We start from the raw sequence: 20,497 nt of genomic DNA on the forward strand, positions 1-20,497 counted from the left end.
CTCTGTATTGAGCGACTCAATCAAAGCGAAAAATGATTGAGCATCCTTGTTCCTGAAATAGCTACTTGCTAGTTGTAAGACTTGCCAGCCTTGATAGAGTATCGGACTGTAATTAATCAGCTGTTCAGCCAACTTTCGACTAGTTGTCCACTTTCGTAAAGAACGTGAATAAAAAGGTGTAAATTTTGCCATTTTTATTTTGTCACTATCTCATTAATTCAATATTTTTTCAAATAAATCTTATCAATTTTATGTGATTTGTCCTTGTGCAAAATGACTTCCGCCCGACTGCGAGTTGGTTCGATGAACTCACGTAAATTTACCAAATTTACCTTTTTCCAAGTCTCTTTTGCCATTTTCAGCGTTTCTTCTTGGGATAATGTTGTAAACTGATGATAATAATTACTGGTATCTTTCTTGGCAAGTTCTAATAAAGTCTTGAATCGTTCTAAGTACCAACGCTCAATATTACTTTCAGTTGCATCAACGTAAATCGAAAAATCGAAAAAGTCATTGATATATAAGTGCTTGTTATGAGTACTTTGAAAAACATTAATCCCCTCAATAATCAATATATCAGGTGATTTGACTAATTCTTTATCGGGTAAAATATCGTAAGTTTCATGTGAATAAACAGGAATTTCGACATCCTTACCAGATTTTATTTCGGATAAAAAAGTGATGAGTGTTTCCATATCATAAGATTCTGGAAAACCTTTGCGGTCGAGGAGTTTTTTGTCAATCAGAGTTTGGTTGGGGTATAAAAAGCCATCTGTCGTTACAAGTTCCACATGTGCCGTCTTAAACGTTCTTGCTAAAAGCAGCTGTAACAAGCGTGCTATGGTTGATTTTCCGACAGCAACAGAGCCTGAAATACCGATAATAAAGGGTTGCGTGTGAGCGATTTTTTGCAGAAAAAGCCCTTTTGAGAAAGTCAGGTCGGTCATCGTTTTTTTGTAGATGCGGATAAGCTGTATCAGTGGTAGATAGACATCGTTGACATCTTGCAGACTGATTTCATCATTGATTGACTTGATATTTTCAAGTTCTTTTTCTGTCAATGTTGGCAATGTTTTTTTATAGAGATTTTGCCAAATATGACGTGTAATTTTATCATAGTTAATTAGTTCGGTTTCCATAAAAGTTATTTTACCATAAAAACGTTTTCTTATGTTAAAATAGGGATAAGAAATATTAGAACTTTTATGTATGAAAGAGGAAAATATGAAAATCGCTATATTTGGTGACTCGATTTCAACAAAAGTCGAGATGAAAACGTTGACTGAGAAATTTTTGGAACAGATGGGAGTTCCAGGCGAGGTTGTACTTTTTGCGGTTGCTGGCGAAGATACATCTGTCGCTAAAAAGCGTTTGGTACAAGTTGTTCCTGCCAATGCCGACTATAATTTTATTTTTTTTGGTGCCAATGATGCGGCAATTCATCATGATGTTTCGCCAGAACAATTTACTGAAAATTTGATAAAATTTGCGACAGCTTTGGGCGTTGAGAAAACAACATTTTTGACAACACCTTATGTTAATGAAGAGGCGATTGCTGAAACGCAGTTAATGGTTGGGCGCAGTAATGCCAATGTTTCGCAATATGTTGCTGCAGCAAAAAAAGCTAGTGAGCAAACAGGGGCACAAATCCTTGACCTTAATCATGCTATGACTGTTTATCCAGGTTCTGATGAATTTGTTGGCGCAGATGGCCTGCATTTCACGCGTGTCGGCTATGAACTGGTAACATCGCTGATTGCTGTCAATGTGAGGACGCGGGAGATGGAAAAATCTCATGACTGAAAAATTTCCAAAGATGTATTATGCTGAAAATCCTGATGCAGCACATGATATTCATGAGTTGGCCGTCGTTTTACTTGGGCAGAAAATGTCGTTTTTGACAGATTCGGGTGTTTTCAGTAAGAAAGCGATTGATTTTGGTAGCCAACTTTTGTTAAAATCGGTTGAATTTTCAGAAAATTCGACTTTACTGGATCTTGGTTGCGGTTATGGCCCAATTGGTCTGACTTTGGCAAAAGTGCAGAAAGTATTGCCAACAATGACAGATGTTAATTTGAGAGCGCTTGCCTTGGCAGAAAAAAATGCACTCAAAAATGATATATCAGTTGACATATTTCAATCTAATCTCTATGAAAATGTGACGGGAACATTTGACAACATTGTCTCAAATCCGCCAATTCGTGCGGGGAAAGAGATTGTTCATGGTGTCATTTCTGGTGCTTTTGAGTATCTCAAACCAAATGGAACATTGACCATTGTCATTCAAAAAAAGCAGGGCGCACCGAGTGCCAAGGCGAAAATGATTGATGTTTTTGGAAATTGTGATGTTATTAAAAAAGATAAAGGATATTTTATTTTACAATCTGCTAGAGAAGATTAAGAGTTTATAGATGAAAAAATATATAAAACTTATCTATGCCTTACTTTATTTCTTTGCTTGTGGCATTTTAGGCGCATTTCTTATGGTGTTGATTATCACTAAAAAAATCAATCCCTTTATTTTTGTCATCGTTTTAGTGCTTTCCTACGTTCTGCAACTCATCATTCATGAAGCGGGACATGCGTTTTTGGGGCGTATGTCTGGTTATTGGTTGCTTAGTTTTAGAATTTTTTCATTTATGTGGGTTTGGAATGAAAGGGGAAAGGTTTCTTTAAAGCGAGAAAAAGTTGCTGGAACATTGGGGCAGTGTCTGATGATACCACCTGATTATAGCGAGAATAATTTCCCTTGTAAACGTTATCTTTTGGGTGGCGTTCTTGCCAATCTGATTGTTAGTTTACTTGGTTTAATTTTGAGCTTTTTAGTCCCTTACATCGCTATTTTTTCTACTGTTGGTTTTTTATGTGCTTTGTTAAATGGTATTCCTTATGGCTTTAATGACGGCATGAATGTCAAATTACTCTCGAAATATCCGAAGAATCGCTACTTTCTATTTCTACAATTAGCGATTAATTATCAATTCACTCAAGGGAAAAATTATAGTGATTTCCCTGCGAGCTATTTTAAAGTTTTTTCTGATAATGATGGGCTTATTCGTAGTCATTTCACAGATTATCAAATTATTTTAAATGCTGCTAAGGCTTTAGAAATGCTTGATTTTGAACATGAAACGGTTATTTTATAGAAAATGTGGCGTGAATTGAATGTCTATATCTTGCCTCATCAACTTTGGCTAAAAACAGAGTTGCTCTTTAATTTATGTGTGCAAAATCCTGCTGATGTGCGACTTGCAAAGCTTTGGCAAGATAATATTGTCCAGAAAACATTGAAGCAAAAACAGATGAATTATCAGCGAGTTATCGCAGCTCATACGTTTTATATCGAGGAAAATGTTGACAAGGCTTTAGAGATTTTAAATCAAAGCAAGATGAGTAAAAATATGTCAAACTTAGGCGAACTTAAAATTGAGCTAAAACTTGCTGATTGGTTGCTTGAACAAATTAACAAAACAATAATAAAGGAGTAAATAAAATGGTAGTAAATCATGACAAGGAGAAAATCTTAGAGCTACAAAAAGTTTTAGAGACCTCAGGCTCGAAGCGCTTAACCTTGAACTTGCAGGTGTTGGATGTTAATCATAGTTCGGCAAATGGTTTATTTGAGTTGGGCGGTCGAGCTTATGGTAACATTGAGTCAGCAAAATCAAATGACGCGTTGATAATTGATGGCTTGCTTGATCAAAAATGGGAGCAGTTCATTGATCAGACACTTGAAAATCTGACGGCGTTAATCGCAAGTTATTGTGCGACAATCAATGAAACGATGCAAGTTGAAAAGTTGGCAGAACTTAAATCTGAGCGAGCAATGCTCGATCGGCAAATTGCTGAACTTGAAAATCAGCGAATTTGGGAGTAGAGATGGCGGAATGACTTGAAAAATTTATTAATCGGAAAATAGTATTGTGTGGTGAAGAGAAAATGAGAGAGAGGAGTAATGGAGACTGTTATACTATAATTTAGAAGTAACTTTTAGTCAATTCTACATTGATTAAGGCTAGAAAATATTAAGAATTTAGAAAGAAAAGGTAAAAAAATATGGATACAAAAGTTATGACAATCATTGTTGCAGCGCTTGTGCTGTTCGTTTTTCTCATTGTCCTCATTGCAAGTTACAAAAAAGCAGCGCCTGATGAGGCTTTGATTATCACGGGAGCGGCGCTTTCAGGCAGTTCGGTTGAAGTTAATCAGGAAACAAATTCACGAGTTAAAATTGTCAAAGGTGGCGGCGTTTTTGTCATCCCAATCTTGCAACAAGCAACTTCCATGAGTTTGACAACGATGAAAATTGATGTCACAGTCTCAAATACTCAGAGTAAAACAATGGTTCCAGTAAATGTTAATGCCACCGCTATTTTGCGTGTAGGTTCGCCAAAACCGATGATTGCTATCGCGTCTGAAAAGATTTTGGGGTTATCAGGTGAAGAGTTACGTGAGCAATTAGAAGAAATGGTTCGTGGTCAAATCAGAACGATTGTAGCAGAGATGGAACCAATTGCATTGGTACAAGATAAACAAGGCTTTTCTGAATCTGTTTTGAATAATGTGGTAGATCAAATGGGCAAATTTGGTCTTGAAGTGACTGGTTTTACAATTACTAATATTTCTGATGATAATGGCTTTTATAGCTCGACTTATAAGGCAGATATTGCTGATAAACGTCGTGAAGCTGCCAATGCGATTGCGATTGCTGACTTTGATATGCGTAAAGTAGCGGCTGAAAATGAAGAAGCAGCGCAAGAAGCAGAGCAGAAAAAAGCGCAACACGTGTCGAATTTTGAAAAAGAAACAGCAATTATCAAAGCAAAAAATGACAAAGAAGCTGCGGAATCTAAAGCGATAGCAGAACAAGCGCTCGCACTAGAAACAGCAAAAGCGAAAAAAGAAGTTGCCGTAGCCGAAGGGGATGTGGCGATTATTGAACAAGAAAAAGCCGCAGAAGTTGCGACTAAAAAAGTTCAAGTTGCTGAAAAAGAATTTGAGGCAACGATTGTTACTAAACAAAATGCTGAAACTAAAGCGATTAAGTCCAAAGCTGAAGCTGATGCCCAACAAATCAAAGCAATCGGTAACGCTGAAGCCGAAGCGATTCAATCAAAAGGTTTAGCAGAGGCGCGCGTTCAAACAGAATTAGCTAAAGCTATGGAAGCCAACGGTCAAGCCGTTCTTGCCCAACAAATCATCGCACTTTTGCCTGAACTTGCCAAAGCCTTGTCTGAACCTTTGTCAAACATTGATAACATGACTGTTTTCAATGGTACTAAAGGGGTAACGGATAATTCAGTTGCGGGAATTGCGCAAACAATGGCCTTTGTTAAGAGTGCAACGGGTGTTGATTTGAATCAAATTATTGACCAGAGAACTTCTGGTTTAGTAACAGTTTCTGATAAAAAAGTATCTGCGAGTGTTGAGGCTGAAAATAAAGCAGAGGAAATTTAATTTGACGGTTTAAAATAGCGGGAATGACACATTTATTTGTGTCTTATCTTGTTATTTTTTATTGTTCGGTTTTGGCAACATTTTTTGATAAAAATTTATTTTTTTCAACTATTACTGCTTTTCAGTTAAACAATATCATGATATAATTAAGTAAATAATTATGTTGAATTTTCACAACATTCGCAACATAAAAACAATCTATTTTAGGAGAAAACATTTACCTATGACAACAACAACCCGCAACGCCACAGTGGTTAAGGAAAAAAACACCTTACACACAGTGCTACTCATTGCCTCGATGTTCTTGGGCTACACGATGATTTATATTGATAAATTATCTATCGGTATTAGTCTTGTGCCAATGTCGGAAGAACTCGGCATTACACCCTCTCAAAAAGGTATGATTATGAGCGCCTTTTTCCTCGGTTACGCGATTATGCAAGTGCCTGTTGGCTTTTTAAATGCCAAACTTGGTTCAAAGAAAATTTTGATTTTTAGTGTGTTTGCGCTAGGTTTATTTGCAGCTTTATTTAGTTTTGGCACATCAGTGATTTATTTCATGCTGATTCGTTTTCTGTCTGGTGCGATTGCTCACTCAGGCTATGCTCAAAGTGCTAGTAAAGAAGTTCAATCAAGTGTCCCTGTTTCACAAAGAACTTTTGCACAAGGGATTTTGATTAGTTCTTCAGGAATTGCAAGTGTTCTTGGACCAAAGTTGGTTTCGCCAGCTGTTCAAAATCTTGGCTATAAGCAAACTTATCTGATTTTGACAATTATTGCTATCCTCATCAGTTTGATTTTAATTGCTGTTATTCCAAATAATAAAACTGCTGCTGTTGCTAATACTGCTAAAAAAGCAGCTGAAAAAGTCTCGCTGGGCAAAATTTTAGCAAATAGAACTGTTTGGTTCTTGTTTATCTGCGATTTACTCGTCAATTCGGTTATGTATGGTGTGATTAACTGGACACCATCGTTTCTGACGAGCGATAAAGTCGGTTTTAGCCTGATTCAACAAGGGAATATGACATCATTTATCGGTATTTTCTTCCTTGTTGGGTCACTTGGTGGTAGCTATATTATCGGGAAATTTTTTGCGGATAAAGAGCGTGATGCGATTACAATTTTTGCGATTATCGGTTCGATTGCTTTGTTTCTTGCCTATCAAATTCCACATGGTGGGGCAATTAACATGTGGCCGATTACACTTTGTCTAGCGATTGGCGACTTATGTTATTCTGCGGGCTTTGTCATTCTTATGAGTTTGCCTTTGAAACGTTTCAAACCAGCTGAATTTGCGCCTAGCTATGCGTGTGTGGCAACTGGTGGTATTTTAGGAGGTTTCATTGCACCTTATCTGATTGGTTTCTTGGTTGAAAAAACAGGTAGTTATGCGAGTGTTTTCACATTTTTCTTGGTTACAGGTTTATTGTTTGCCTTAGCTATCCGTTTCGTGCCAAAAGATTATACACCTATTGATGAAGAACCAGCAATGACTGAACTCGAAGAATTATCACAGCAAGAATTATAAGATTTAGGAGAAGTGAGATATGGATAATCGAGCCGCTTTGACTTTGCTAAAAGAAGTGATTCAAATCAAGAGCATTTTAGGCGATGAAAAGCTTGTTGCCGATAAGTTGCAGACAATTTTTGAGGCGCACGACATACCTTGCCAGCAAATTATTTTTGAAAATAATGGCGCTAACCGCAGTCAGCTGATTGCGACTTTAGAAGGAACACAAGGCGACGGAAAAACTTTGGCATTTTCAGGTCACATGGACGTGGTGGCAGCTGGCGACATTCCTTGGGAATTTGCGCCTTTTGCAGCGATTGAAGCCGACGGTAAACTCTATGGTCGTGGCACTTGCGACATGAAAGCAGGCTTGATTGCTCAAGTGGTAGCTTTGATTCGTTTGAAACATGCGGGTGCTAACTTTAAAGGCACGATAAAATTCATTGCAACAGCAGGTGAGGAAACCGCTGCTATTGGTTCTGGTGCCCTAGTTTCTGACGGCTTGGTTGATGATATTGATGCACTGATTATCGGTGAGCCGACAGATTTAGGAATTGCTGTTGCGCATAAAGGCGCACTTTGGCCGCGGATAACGACTTATGGCAAAACAGCGCACGGCTCTATGCCAAATACGGGTGTTAATGCCATTGAACACATGTTACTTGTCTTAGCAAAATTTAAGGAAAAATTTGATTTTGCAAGCAGTATTGACGATTTAGTTGGTGCTTCGACATCAAGTATTGATGTAATGAATGGCGGTTTTGGCACAAATGTTGTCCCAGATAAATGTACAGTTGAGATTGACATTCGCACGATAAAATCGCAAAATCATGCTGATTTGAAAGCACAATTTGCTGAATTGCTTGCTGACTTGACACAAACCGTACCGAATTTTAAGGCAGAAGTCAACTATATCAATGATTTACCGTCAATGAAAACGGCATTGGACGATGAGTTCGCCTTGTTAGCCCAAAAAGTCGTTTCTGAAATCAAAAATGAACCCGTCACTTTATTTGGTATCACAGGTTATACAGATGGTTCGCAGTTTAGTCGCCTAGAAAAAGACTTGCCGATTTTAATACTCGGACCAGCTGAAACCAAATATGCCCATCAACCCAACGAATTTGTCAAAATTGCCGATTTTTATCGGGCGATTGACATTTATGAGACGGTCGCAAAACGTTATTTTCTTGAAAATTAAGTTAAATCTTGTTAAAATATAGATAATACAAATTTAGGAGGCTTTAATGGCTACAAAAGAAGAATTATTGGCACAATTACCTGTTAAAGAGATGATTGCTTGGCGTCGTCATCTGCATGCACATCCAGAATTGTCATTCCAAGAATTTGAGACGACAAAATACATTATCTCAATCTTGGAAACTTTTCCGAACTTGGAATTGCAACGCCCGACACCGACTGGCGTGATTGCCATTTTGAAAGGTGGCAAACCTGGTAAAACAATTGCTTTGCGTGCTGACATTGATGCTTTGCCTATTAGGGAAGAAGCTGATGTCGAGTTTGTTTCTGAAAATGAGGCTGTGATGCACGCTTGCGGACACGATACACACACTTCTATGATGTTGGGTGCTGTTAAGGTTATTACGCAAATGCAAGCACAGATTGCTGGGACGATTAAATTCCTTTTTCAACCTGCTGAAGAAGTGCCACCTGGTGGCGCAAAAGAGTTTGTCAAGGCGGGTGTTATGGATGATGTGGATCAGGTTTTCGGTTTGCACATTTTCCCGCTACTTCCAACTGGAGCGATTGGTTACAAATATGGCGCTTTGACGGCATCTTCTGATACACTAAATTTGACGATTCACGGTGTTGGGGCGCATGCTAGTGTACCCGAAACCTCAGTTGATGTGATTACGATTGGTGCTGAAATTATTTCAAATGTCAATAATATTATTGCACGTCGTATTTCGCCATTGGATCCAGCTTTGATTTCTTGGGGAGAATTTAAAGCGGGCGAAACGCACAACGTTATTCCAGATACAGCAATAATTAAAGCAAGTATTCGGACACGCAATCCTGAAATTCGCACGAAAATGCGTGATATGGTTGAACAAACAGTTAAAGGCATTTGTGATGCTTATGGTGCGACTTATGACTTTGATTTCTTATATGGTTATAGCTCAGTTCAAAATGCTAAAACAGAAATGGACTTGGTACGCGTGAGTGCCGCCAAAGTTGTTGGCGAAGAAGCTGTCTTTGAGTTGCCAGCACTCATGGGTGGCGAAGATTTTTCTGCCTATACTGATGTCAAACCTGGCTGTTTCTTTGGACTTGGCGGCGGTCTTGCCAAAGACGGTTACGGTTATTTCAATCATCATCCTAAGTTTAAGATTGATGAAAATGCTTTGCCTGTTGGGACCGCTGTGTTTGTTCAGTTGGTTAAAGATTTGATGATTGAGGGATGAAGTAAGTAGTTGATTTGATTCTAATGGAGATAAAAGCGCAATTTCAGCTTGAAATTGCGCTTTTATTTTTTCATGAAAATGATGAATAACAAGAATTGTTTTTAATCCCGATTAATATTAACCCCAAGCACAGTCAAATGCCCATTTGAAATCAATTTAATAACGAGAGCTGCGTAGTCATTGGCGGTTATCTCGTTATTTTTTTGGTCAATCCACCATTTGAGCGTGCCGATGAAAATGCTAGCAATATACGAAACGACAAAATCAGTGGGAATTTTGAGCGCCTCATTGCGCACATCAAGTGATTCAAAAATCTCGGAATAATGCTCAGATAAAATAGCAAGGAGACGATTGGATAGCATTTCAGCATTGCTATAAGTGACAGTAATTTGGGCGAGAGTAGGGTTTTCTTTGATAAATTCAAAAAATTTGGTTAGATTTTCTTCAATTTTTTTAATATTGATAGAATTTTTGTCAATCAGATTTCCCTCGTCTAAAACAGACGTGAAATCGCCCAAAAATTTGTCAATAATCTGTTCAAATAAGTCCGTTTTGTCCTTAAAATGACTATAAAAAGTGGCGCGGTTAATCATTGCTTCATTAGAAATGTCATTAATTGTTATTTTTTCAAAAGTTTTTGTTTGTAATAATTTGATGAAGGCTTGGGTAATAAGTTTATTTGTGCGTTTGACACGCAAATCAATTTTTTTAGGCATGTTTTATTTTTCTTTCAATATTTTGTAAAATTATCCAACACTTTGTTATATCATGTTGCTTTACCAACAGTTTATCATATTTTGACGGTTGCGCGCAAGTCAAAATACTTGTAAAATAGAAAGAAATAAGATATACAACATCATGTTGTGTTTTTAAAGATAAGGAAGTCTTATGTATAAATCTGGTATTGACGTTGGGTCAACGACTGTAAAAATGGTTGTTTTCGACGAAAATTATGACATGAAATTCTCGCGTTATGAGCGCCATTTTTCTGATGTCAAAACGGCAACGATAAAAGTCTTAAATGAGATGATTGCAGAACTTGGGGATATTGAGTTTACGTTTTCAATCACAGGTTCGGGCGGCATGGGGCTGTCTGATGTGATTGGCGCGACTTTTATCCAAGAAGTGATTGCCTCAACTTTGACCATTGAAAAATTCATTCCACAAACTGATGTGATGATTGAACTTGGTGGCGAAGATGCCAAGATGACTTTCTTTGACGGTGCTATGGAGCAGCGGATGAATGGGTCATGTGCTGGTGGAACGGGTGCATTTATTGACCAAATGGCAGAATTACTCAAAGTTGACGCGGCGGGTGTCAATGATTTGGCGAAAAATTATGAGAATCTCTATCCAATCGCCAGTCGATGTGGTGTTTTTGCCAAGACCGATGTGCAACCTCTGTTAAATGAGGGGGTGCGCAAGGAAGATATTGCAGCCAGTATTTTTCAAGCTGTGGTCAATCAAACGGTGGCAGGACTTGCAGCTGGGCGTAAAATAAAAGGCAATATTGCGTTCTTGGGTGGTCCGCTGTATTTCATGAGCGAACTGCGCAAACGTTTTATCGAAACACTTGATATTAAACCAGAAAATGTTGTTTTCCCAGAAAATCCACAACTGTTTGTCGCAATGGGGGCAGCGCTTGATGAGGAAAATGCGACAGAATTTTCAGCCTCTGAAATCATTGCCAAACTTGAACATGATAATTCTGATAATCTGATTCCGCAAGATACACTGGAAGTTTTGTTTGCTGATGAAACTGATTTGACTGAGTTCCGAGCGCGGCATGCTAAAGCGTCAGCAGCTCATAAAAATTTGGCTGACCACCATGGCGCAGCCTATCTAGGCATTGATGCGGGGTCAACGACGACGAAAGTTGTACTGATTGACGATGAGGGGAATATTTTATTTGAGCATTATGGGTCAAATAATGGCGATCCGCTTGATTCGGTGCTAAATGTTATGACCTTTCTCTACAAGGAAATGCCAAGTAATGTTTATATTGCCAAGTCAGCTGTAACAGGTTATGGCGAGCAGTTGATTAAGGCGGCGCTCAAGGTTGATATTGGCGAAGTTGAGACGATGGCGCATTATAAAGCAGCCGATTTTTTCCAGCCTGGTGTTGATTTCATCATTGACATTGGCGGACAAGATATGAAAGCGATGAAGATTCATGACGGCGCGCTGTCGAGCATTCAGCTCAATGAAGCGTGTAGCTCGGGTTGTGGCTCGTTTATCGAAACATTTGCTAAATCGCTGAAGTATGACGTGCGTGATTTTGCCCAAGCGGCACTCTTGACCGAACATCCAGTTGACTTGGGCTCAAAATGTACTGTTTTCATGAACTCAAAAGTTAAGCAAGTTCAAAAAGAGGGCGCAACAGTAGGTGATATTTCTGCTGGTTTGTCTTATTCGGTCATCAAAAACGCCTTGTATAAGGTTATCAAAGTCAAACGTCCCGAAGATTTGGGGACGAAAATCGTTGTGCAAGGCGGGACTTTCTACAACGAGGCGGTTTTGCGTGCTTTCGAGAAAATTTCGGGTCGCGAGGTTGTTCGTCCCTCGATTGCTGGTCTTATGGGCGCCTATGGTTGTGCGCTGATTGCGATGGAAAATGCGTCAGATGATGCAACGCCGTCTACAATTTTAGCTTTGTCAGACTTGGAACAATTCAAAACGACAAAAGAATTTACAACTTGTGGTTTATGTGAGAACATGTGCAAGATGACCTTGACAGTTTTCAATGACGGTTCAAAATTCGTTTCAGGCAATCGCTGTGAACGTGGTGCTGAAAAAGCCATGCAAATCAAATTTGACAAACGCGAGAAAAAAGTCAATTTGGTTGATTATAAATATAAAAAACTTTTCAAATTCAAATCACTTTCTAAGAAAAAAGCCATCAATGGCGAAATCGGTATTCCGCGTGTACTAAACATGTACGAAAATTATCCACTTTGGCATACCATGCTAACTGACCTTGGTTTTCGTGTTGTTTTATCGCCAAAATCAGACAAGGAACTTTACGAAAAAGGAATTGAGACCATTCCGTCTGATACGGTATGTTATCCCGCTAAAATTAGTCATGGTCATATCATGGCGCTGATTGAAAAAGATGTTCCAACGATTTTCTATCCCTCTGTTTTGTACGAACGTCAAGAAGATATGAGTGCGCAAAATCATTATAATTGTCCGATTGTCCAGTCTTATCCCGAAGTGATTAAAAATAACATTGATGAGATTCGCAATGGCGATGTGGGCTATATTCATCCTTTCATTAACTTGGCAGATTCGGCTAATATGGCTGATAATTTGCACAAGGCGCTGTCGGCTTTCGGTGTGACGTTAGCAGATGTTCAAAAAGCAATCAAACATGGTTTTGAGGAAATGGATGCTTTTAAGCAAGATTTGCGTGATCAAGCTGAAGATTTGATGATGAAAATCAATCTCAATAATGAAAAGGCGATTGTTTTATCGGGTCGTCCCTATCATCTTGACCCAGAAATCAATCATGGGATTGCGGATATTATCACGCAAGAGGGGTTTCACGTGATGACTGAGGATTCGATTGCGCATTTGGCGGAAGTTGGTGGTTTACGCGTTGTCAACCAATGGGTTTATCACTCAAGGTTGTATGGTGCTGCGCGCGTTGTGGCGAAGAATAAAAATCTTGAACTTGTTCAACTTAACAGTTTTGGTTGCGGGCTTGATGCTGTGACAACTGACCAAGTTGAAGAAATCATGCAGGGGCGCAATAAGCTCTATACTGTTTTGAAGATTGACGAGGGCTCAAATATGGGCGCTGTTCGGATTCGTTTGCGGTCGTTGAAAGCTGCGGTCAATGAGCGTGATAAACGCGGTGTGTTACCAAGTGTAGACGAGTCAGACTTTAAGGAAATTATTGCAAGTCATCCAGCATTTACCAAGGAGATGAAAAAAACGCACACTTTACTCATGCCGATGCTGTCGCCGATTCATATGGAAGGTTTGATTGACGAGGCCTTCAGACAATCTGGCTATAATGTCGTGCTTTTGCCAGAGGATAAGGCGTCGATTAATACAGGGCTGAAATTTGTTAATAATGACTCGTGTTATCCTGCCTTGATTAGTATTGGACAGTTGATTCATGCACTTGAGTCAGGCGAATTTGATGTTGATAATACGTCTGTTATGATGACTCAGACTGGTGGTGGTTGTCGAGCGACCAACTATATTCCCTTGCTCCGTAAGGCTTTGAAAGATGCTGGTTTTCCGCAAGTCCCTGTCGTATCGCTGTCAATGGGCAACAAGGGGACAGAAAAAGTTGCTGGCTTTAAGCTGACGGTACCAATGATGACGCGTGTGATTATTGGTGTGCTCTATGGTGATTTATTCGAGCGTGTTGTCTACCGAACACGTCCTTACGAGGTAACTGAGGGGCAAATTGATAGTTTACATGCTAAATGGTTAGAAAAAGCAAAACATAATATTAAATCGGGGTCGATTTTTGAGTTTAATCGTAACATGAAACAAATTGTTCGAGAATTTGACGAAACACCATTACTTGATTGTCGTAAACCGCGGGTTGGTGTTGTCGGTGAAATTCTTGTCAAATACTCGAAAACGGCGAATAATGATATTGTTAGCATTATCGAATCTGAGGGTGCTGAGGCTGTCGTACCTGATCTTATCGGATTTATGAACTACTCGCTCTACAATCAGATTTGGAAATCGGAACATCTCGGTATGGGTAAGAAAGGCAAGTATTTTGCGCGTGCTTTCATTAACATTATCCAAATGATTGAAAAACCAATGAATAAGACATTGAAACTGTCGAAACGATTTGATGGCATTCACTCGATTGATGCCTTGGCTGCTGACACGCAAAAGGTTATCTCCATTGGTAATCACACGGGCGAGGGGTGGTTCTTGACAGGTGAAATGATTGAGCTGTTACAGGATAGAGTAGATAATATTGTCTGTCTGCAACCTTTTGGGTGTTTGCCTAACCATATTGTTGGAAAAGGCATGATTAAGGAATTGCGTCGTCAATATCCTCGGGCAAATATTGCGCCAATTGACTATGACCCGTCTGTTTCAGTGGTCAATCAGCTCAATCGGATTCGCTTGATGATGGCAACTGCTAAAAAACAGATGAAAAAAGATATGGCAATTGAAGAAGTAGTTATGAAATAATGATAAAAAACTGTCTGAACGGCAGTTTTTTGCTAGTTTTATAAAAATATTATTTCATATAAATAGCGATATAGAAAAAGTTATAAAAATTTAAAGTTACTGTAAAGCTACTGTGAAATTTCTGGTAATTTAACTCATTCGATTTATTTAACCAATTAATCATAAATAAATAGTGCAGTTATCATTTTTTTAGTGTAGAATATTTATAAAGGAGAGTATTTTCTAGTGCTTAGTGCGTATTTAAATATATTAATATTTTTTGTGTTGATTTTTATCGGCTATATTTTGACTGCTAAAAAATGGTTCAACAGTGTGGTGGCAGATAGTTTTTCAAAGTTAATTTTGACTATTACTTTGCCGATTGGCATGTTTGTGACAATTACCTCATCATTTAGTAAAGCTGAATTTTTATCGTTATTTTCGGGAATTTTACTACCATTTTGCTCGATTTTACTGGCATTTATCGTTGGAATAATTGTCGCAAAAATTTTTAACGTTGCCCCACAACGTCGAGGCGCTTTTAGTGCCATGTACGGTGCTTCCAATACCATTTTCATGGGTTTACCGATTAGTATGGCGATATTTGGTCCAAAAGCTGTTCCTTATGTGTTACTTTACTATATCTGTAACACCTTGTTTTTTTGGACAATTGGCATTTATATGTTGGCTAAGGACGGCCAAATCAAGGAGGGGATAACGCATAAGGTTGACTTTAAAAAGACGATTAAACAACTTTTTTCGCCTGCCTTAATTGGTTTTCTGATAGGACTTATTTGTGTGTTAATTGATTTTCCGAAAATTGTTTTTATCGAAAAATTAGGTAAACAGTTAAGTAATTTGACGACACCTTTATCCATGTTTTTCATCGGTATTATCATTTATCAAACAGGTATTAGCAATCTGAAAATGAACAAGGATACTTTTCTAGTTTTAATTGGGAGATTTGTGATTTCGCCACTTTTAGTCGTTAGCTTATCAAAATTCATGCCCATTTCGGGTTTAATGCTAAAAGTTTTTATCGTCCAATCGGCAATGCCAGTGCAAAATTCTATGGCGATTTTAGCGCACGGCTATGGTGCAGACGAAAAATTTGCAGCAACTAGCTTGACTTATTCGGTCTTGGCTTATTTATTTGTGATTCCTATTTTGTTATATTATATATTATGACTTTCCTTTAACTAAAGCAATTTAGCTTATATTTGCAATTTGAATAAAAATATGTTTTAATAGATATAAATGAGTTCTTAGCTTACTAATTTTATGCAAACATTAGTAAAAATGGTTGATTTTCAATTATTTCTCTTATGAAAATCTAAAAATTGTCAAAATTTTGTTTGACAGTTGCCTAAATGACTCAAAAAAAAATTGGAGATTACTCAAAATGAAGCTCAAAAAACTTTTACTGGCAGCCGTGTTAGCGTTGGCTGTGTTTATCGGTCTCGCAGTACCGACTTATGCGGATGGTGCGATTACAGAAACTGAACATCAAATCATTGAAAAACTATCAGCTGGTATCACAGTTGGAGGCAAGACTTTCCACGTGCCTGGTCAACATATTGCACGAGCAGAAAATCATCTGAAAGGTAATGAATTGACAGACTATCAAATCAATAGTGTTTTGCCGTCTCTTGATGCGATTACTACTTTGCTTGAGGCGCAAACGATTGATGTTTCTGGTATTGATACCTTGGAAGATTTGATTAGAGCGATGCCTGCTGATGTTCAAGCACAGCTTAAAAATGATCATTTATCTTTTATCGCTAGTATCTTGGGTTTGACGATTACTTATGGACCAGAGGGAATTTCTATTATTGACAATACGGCTACTGGGAAAACAACAATTCCAACACCAGTTGCCTCAAATAACGAGAATGTGGTGAAAAATACAGGTTCTAATTACGTGCCAAGTATCTTAATTTCTCTGCTTACGTTATTTTCTGTCATCGTGGTTTATACTTTAGGAAAACGAAAAAACTATGTTTCAGCAGCGAAATAAAGCTCTTTTAAAGAGAGTTGGCATATTTTTTCTCATGCCAACTCTCTTTTTAATTATTGGTTACTCTCTTATCTTACTTATTATGTCGCCAGTGACTAATATGATAAAGACTTCTGTGGGACTTTTCGTTATGGCAGAAGAACCCCAATTTGATTTTGATGATATTAAACTCGAAGATGTTAAATTTACCAAAGCAACAGATAAGACAGAGTTAAAGTCAAGTGAGATTAAGTATCCACATCCTGGGGAACTGTATGGTAAGATAGCTGTGCCAGACGTTGGCGTTGATGTCCCCCTATTTTTTGGCGATACTTTAGAAATATTGCGCTATGGTGCAGGTCAATACATGAGTTCTAAGTTTCCAGGAGAGATTGGTACAACGATTGTTGGCGATCATAATGGTAATCAATTTGGAAAGTTAAATAATGCTGAGATTGGTATGCTTGTTAATCTTTCAACAACTTATGGTGAGTACCAGTTTAGGATTATTTCAAAAGATATTAAAAATAAGGATGATGCCATGGTTACTTCCTTGTTGTTTCAAAAGAAAGAACCTTTACTGTTGCTCTATACTTGTTATCCAATAGACAGTATTGGTCGAACAGATGATCGGATTTTTGTTCAGTGTGAGTATGTGTCAGGACCGCTTATCAATGAGAACGAATAGTTAAAATGTGTGAATTTGTTGACACATTATAAATTAGAATTAGGAGAAAAGTTTGAGAAATACTAAAATTTTTCGTGATTTACCACAAATTTTCTTATCTTTTATTTGTTCACTTGTTTTGTTTTTCTTTCTAGTTATTGTTTCATTAAAAATGACACTAGCAAATGAAAAATTCATGATTGCGGAATCACAAAAGGTTTCTTATGCCAAAGGTTTACAAACAGAAATCAATCAGCAGATTCAAGATATTGGTCGCGGTAGTAATATTCCGCCTGAAAAATTAAAAGCTGTTATCCCTTTAAAATTTGTTCAAAAAAATGTTGAATTTTATATGACAAGTATTTATGAGGAAGTGCCGTTTAAATTGATAGAGACGAGTTTCATTACACAAACGCTACATTTGACCTTGGAAAAATATGCTCAGGAAAGCGGCTTGCCAATTGCTAATGAGGCTTCTGAAAAAGCTTTTGAAGTAGCAGTTTTAGATGTTGTGCAACAATATGTTGCGCCACCATATTTGCTGACTTATGCACAAAAAGTTATGCGTTATCAATCAACTTTAACGCTCATTACAATAATTGTCGGGGTATTTTTGCTTTTGGTAACTATTATGTTAATGACTTTGCGAGTTGTAGCGCGGCATATCCGCTTCCGAATCTTTGCTTATGTTTTTTCTGGTTCAGGGTTAATGTTGCTTGTTTTTCCAGCTTATCTGTACTTTTCTGGAAAAGTTCAGCGAATTGGGCTAAGTTCAAAAATAATGTATCAATTTTTTAAACAATATATTTCAGATTTTCTTTTAAATTTCATTTATATTGGTGGTCTTTGTTTACTTGTTTCAGTTTTTTTATGGCTAGTTAGTGAAAATTTGAGAAGAAGAGTTGTTCGTACACGAGGGTAATGTGCGATTGATAAATAAGAAGAAAGAAATGAAAAATGGAAGAAACCATTAGTTTAGAAAATATTTTTAATATCATTAAAAAAAGAGTTTTGTTATTGATAAGTTGTTTGATTATTGGGCTTAGTATTGCGGCTGCGCTAACTTTTTTAGTTATCACACCCAAATATAGTTCACAAGCACAGATTATCGTACAATCAAAAGATACGACAAATTCCAATCTCCAATCGGACATTAGCGGTAATGTCTTGCTTATCAATACTTACAAAGACATGATTAAGGGAAACTTTGTCATGGAGTCAGTACAAAAACAGTTGGTTGATAATACACCTTATCGTTTAAGTGTTAGTGAATTAAAATCGAGTATTTCGATTGCGCAAGCTCAAAACTCACAAATGTTTCAAATTGCTGTCCTATCAAAAGATCCTAAAGAAGCGGAAGTTATTGTCAATACAGTTGCCGAAGTTTTTAAAACTCGTGCAGGAGAAGTTTTAGATGTCACGAAAGTTACGATTATCTCAAAAGGGCATGTGCCTACAACGCCAGTATCGCCTAACAATAAGCTGAATTTAATGATTGGTGCTGTTCTTGGTCTTTTAATTGGTACTTTGCTTGTCTTTTTAGTTGAATTTTTAGATAAAACAGTTAAGGATGATAAGTTTGTGACTGAGCAATTAGAATTACCGATTTTAGGTGCTATTGGGCAATTTGATATTAAAAATATCCACCACGAACCGGTCAAAGTTATTGAGGAAGTGAAAGTGTCAAAAATGGAAGAAGTTGTTGAGGATGTCGAACTCGTCAAAGTTGAAGAAATTCAGATGTTGCCAGAGGTTACGGTCATTTCTGATTCCGAAGAAGAATTTGAATTTGTCAGAAGTAAACGCCGACGTCAACGCACACGCGAAAAAATTTAAGGTGGTATAAATAGTGAAACATGCTAAAAATTTTCAACAAAGTTCTCGAAATCATCTAGTTGCTTTATCAGAACACGATTCGATTGCTGCAGAGCAATATCGGACAATTCGTTCAAATATTCGTTTTTCTTTTGTTGATTCTCCTTTACAATCTCTTGTTGTAACGTCAGCTGGGCCGTCTGAAGGTAAATCAACAACTGCTGCTAATTTGGCTATTGTTTTTGCCAATGCTGGTAAGCGTGTTTTATTGGTTGATGGTGATTTGAGACGACCAACAGTTGCTATGACTTTTGATCTGCCAAACGTGATTGGTTTAAGTTCTTTATTGATTGATCAGTCGAGAAGCTATGATGATTTGATTTATAAAATGTCAATTGATAATTTATGGATCTTACCGAGTGGGCCAAAACCACCGAATCCTTCTGAACTACTGGCATCAAATCGAATGGAGACGATTATCAATGAGTTGAGTGATGTGTTTGATTTGGTCATTTTTGATATGCCACCAGTTGTTAATGTGAGTGATGCGCAAATTGTTGCGGCGCGTGTGGATGGGACAATCTTTGTTGTACGTGAACGAAAAACACCTAAAAAACAGGCATTAAAAGCGCAAGAACTTTTGAAGTTAGCTAAAGCTAATATTGTCGGTGTTGTTTATAACGGTGTTTCTAAGAATGACAAGTTTGATTATTACTATTATTGAGGGCTAGAGATGATTGATTTACATTGCCATATTTTACCAAATATTGATGATGGTCCAGATTCAGTTGCTGCTGCGGTTGCTATGGCTAAAAAAGCCGTTAATCAAGGTATTCAGCATGTTCTATGTACCCCTCATTATAATGATAAATATCACAATAAAAAAAATGAGATTATTTCTGCTGTTGATGAGTTGCAATTTATTTTGGATGATAAAAAGATTCCTTTAAAACTTTACGAGGGGCAAGAAGTTAGAATTTTTCGAGAATTGGAAGAGGCGATTGCACGTGATGAGATACTTTTTGCGGATGTGACAGATCGTTATCTGCTTGTTGAATTTCCAAGTGATGAGATTCCAATCTATGCCGAGAGGCTGATGTATGATTTACGAGTTAAAGAAATAGTTCCGATTATCGTTCATCCTGAGCGAAATCGTGGTTTTCAAAAAGATACTGAAGCGATTTATTCGTTTTTGAGCATGGGATGTTTGGCTCAACTGACAGCACCAAGTTTGATAGGCAGATTTGGTAAGGAGGTTCAAAAGTTGAGTCATCATTTTGTTGCCAATCATATCGTGCAAATGATTGCCTCGGATGCTCACGGTATTAACAAGCGAAATTTTTATTTAAAGGAAGCCTATCAATATGTTGCCAGACACTTTGGGCATGATCTGGTGCATGATATGAAAGAAGTATCAAGAAGTATTATTAATGGCGATGAAGTATCATTTACTCCCTATAAATGATAGCCATAGA

19 protein-coding genes and 1 pseudogene are annotated in these 20,497 nt (G+C 37.7%); 17 read left to right on the forward strand and 3 right to left on the reverse strand.

The genetic code is table 11. The annotated features are described in order from the left end of the window. A pseudogene (locus Hs30E_RS11075) lies at positions 1-192 on the reverse strand (hypothetical protein); the annotation flags it as partial. Between the two features lie 26 nt (positions 193-218). Next, the gene (gene coaA / locus Hs30E_RS02065; protein WP_172207593.1) at positions 219-1,139 is read right to left on the reverse strand and encodes a type I pantothenate kinase; all 921 of its coding nucleotides are present in this window, start codon (positions 1,137-1,139) and stop codon (positions 219-221) included. Positions 1,140-1,224: 85 nt separating this feature from the next. Here coaA and Hs30E_RS02070 point away from each other — a divergent pair, with 85 nt between their 5' ends. From Hs30E_RS02070 to Hs30E_RS02110, 9 genes are all read left to right on the forward strand, one after another. Continuing rightward, positions 1,225-1,803 (forward strand): GDSL-type esterase/lipase family protein, encoded by a 579-nt coding sequence (locus Hs30E_RS02070; protein WP_172207594.1) that lies wholly within the window; start codon positions 1,225-1,227, stop codon positions 1,801-1,803. After that, positions 1,796-2,401 (forward strand): class I SAM-dependent methyltransferase, encoded by a 606-nt coding sequence (locus Hs30E_RS02075; RefSeq protein ID WP_228461970.1) that lies wholly within the window; start codon positions 1,796-1,798, stop codon positions 2,399-2,401. The genes Hs30E_RS02070 and Hs30E_RS02075 overlap by 8 nt, the downstream gene beginning before the upstream one ends. 10 nt (positions 2,402-2,411) lie before the next feature. Next, entirely contained in the window at positions 2,412-3,146 is a 735-nt protein-coding gene (locus Hs30E_RS02080) for a zinc metalloprotease (protein ID WP_172207596.1), read from the forward strand. Positions 3,147-3,149: 3 nt separating this feature from the next. Next, positions 3,150-3,488, forward strand: coding sequence for a hypothetical protein (locus Hs30E_RS02085; RefSeq protein ID WP_172207597.1), 339 nt, complete (start codon positions 3,150-3,152; stop codon positions 3,486-3,488). 5 nt (positions 3,489-3,493) lie between these two features. After that, positions 3,494-3,877 carry a hypothetical protein gene (locus tag Hs30E_RS02090; RefSeq protein ID WP_172207599.1) on the forward strand — a complete coding sequence of 128 codons (384 nt, stop codon included), beginning with the start codon at positions 3,494-3,496 and terminating at the stop codon, positions 3,875-3,877. A gap of 179 nt (positions 3,878-4,056) precedes the next feature. Beyond that, entirely contained in the window at positions 4,057-5,457 is a 1,401-nt protein-coding gene (locus Hs30E_RS02095) for a flotillin family protein (RefSeq protein ID WP_172207600.1), read from the forward strand. 223 nt (positions 5,458-5,680) lie between these two features. After that, on the forward strand, positions 5,681-6,985 hold the full coding sequence (locus Hs30E_RS02100) for an MFS transporter (RefSeq protein WP_172207602.1): 1,305 nt from the start codon (positions 5,681-5,683) through the stop codon (positions 6,983-6,985). 19 nt (positions 6,986-7,004) lie between these two features. Further along, complete coding sequence (locus Hs30E_RS02105) at positions 7,005-8,168, forward strand: ArgE/DapE family deacylase (RefSeq protein WP_172207603.1); 1,164 nt, start codon at positions 7,005-7,007, stop codon at positions 8,166-8,168. Between the two features lie 46 nt (positions 8,169-8,214). Next, on the forward strand, positions 8,215-9,393 hold the full coding sequence (locus Hs30E_RS02110; RefSeq protein ID WP_172207605.1) for a M20 metallopeptidase family protein: 1,179 nt from the start codon (positions 8,215-8,217) through the stop codon (positions 9,391-9,393). 101 nt (positions 9,394-9,494) lie between these two features. Here the strand turns inward: Hs30E_RS02110 and Hs30E_RS02115 are convergent, their stop codons facing one another. After that, on the reverse strand, positions 9,495-10,109 hold the full coding sequence (locus tag Hs30E_RS02115; RefSeq protein WP_172207606.1) for a TetR/AcrR family transcriptional regulator: 615 nt from the start codon (positions 10,107-10,109) through the stop codon (positions 9,495-9,497). Between the two features lie 172 nt (positions 10,110-10,281). Between Hs30E_RS02115 and Hs30E_RS02120 the strand changes: the two genes are divergently transcribed. The 8 genes from Hs30E_RS02120 to Hs30E_RS02155 all read left to right on the forward strand — a co-directional run bounded on the left by Hs30E_RS02120 (position 10,282) and on the right by Hs30E_RS02155 (position 20,487). Continuing rightward, on the forward strand, positions 10,282-14,565 hold the full coding sequence (locus Hs30E_RS02120; protein ID WP_172207608.1) for a 2-hydroxyacyl-CoA dehydratase: 4,284 nt from the start codon (positions 10,282-10,284) through the stop codon (positions 14,563-14,565). 225 nt (positions 14,566-14,790) lie between these two features. Further along, the gene (locus Hs30E_RS02125; RefSeq protein ID WP_172207610.1) at positions 14,791-15,732 is read left to right on the forward strand and encodes an AEC family transporter; all 942 of its coding nucleotides are present in this window, start codon (positions 14,791-14,793) and stop codon (positions 15,730-15,732) included. Positions 15,733-15,946: 214 nt separating this feature from the next. Beyond that, positions 15,947-16,561 carry a hypothetical protein gene (locus Hs30E_RS02130; protein WP_172207612.1) on the forward strand — a complete coding sequence of 205 codons (615 nt, stop codon included), beginning with the start codon at positions 15,947-15,949 and terminating at the stop codon, positions 16,559-16,561. A gap of 130 nt (positions 16,562-16,691) precedes the next feature. After that, positions 16,692-17,228 carry a class D sortase gene (locus tag Hs30E_RS02135; RefSeq protein WP_228461971.1) on the forward strand — a complete coding sequence of 179 codons (537 nt, stop codon included), beginning with the start codon at positions 16,692-16,694 and terminating at the stop codon, positions 17,226-17,228. 151 nt (positions 17,229-17,379) lie between these two features. After that, complete coding sequence (locus Hs30E_RS02140; protein ID WP_172207616.1) at positions 17,380-18,129, forward strand: hypothetical protein; 750 nt, start codon at positions 17,380-17,382, stop codon at positions 18,127-18,129. Between the two features lie 35 nt (positions 18,130-18,164). After that, positions 18,165-19,043 (forward strand): YveK family protein, encoded by an 879-nt coding sequence (locus Hs30E_RS02145; RefSeq protein ID WP_172207617.1) that lies wholly within the window; start codon positions 18,165-18,167, stop codon positions 19,041-19,043. Between the two features lie 10 nt (positions 19,044-19,053). Further along, positions 19,054-19,746, forward strand: a complete 693-nt coding sequence (locus Hs30E_RS02150; RefSeq protein WP_371864127.1) for a CpsD/CapB family tyrosine-protein kinase — start codon at positions 19,054-19,056, stop codon at positions 19,744-19,746. Positions 19,747-19,755: 9 nt separating this feature from the next. Next, a complete protein-coding gene (locus Hs30E_RS02155) occupies positions 19,756-20,487 on the forward strand; it encodes a tyrosine-protein phosphatase (RefSeq protein WP_172207620.1) in 732 nt (243 codons plus the stop codon). Positions 20,488-20,497: the final 10 nt, after the last annotated feature.

The organism is Pseudolactococcus hodotermopsidis, from assembly GCF_011170085.1.
Taxonomy (GTDB): domain Bacteria; phylum Bacillota; class Bacilli; order Lactobacillales; family Streptococcaceae; genus Pseudolactococcus; species Pseudolactococcus hodotermopsidis.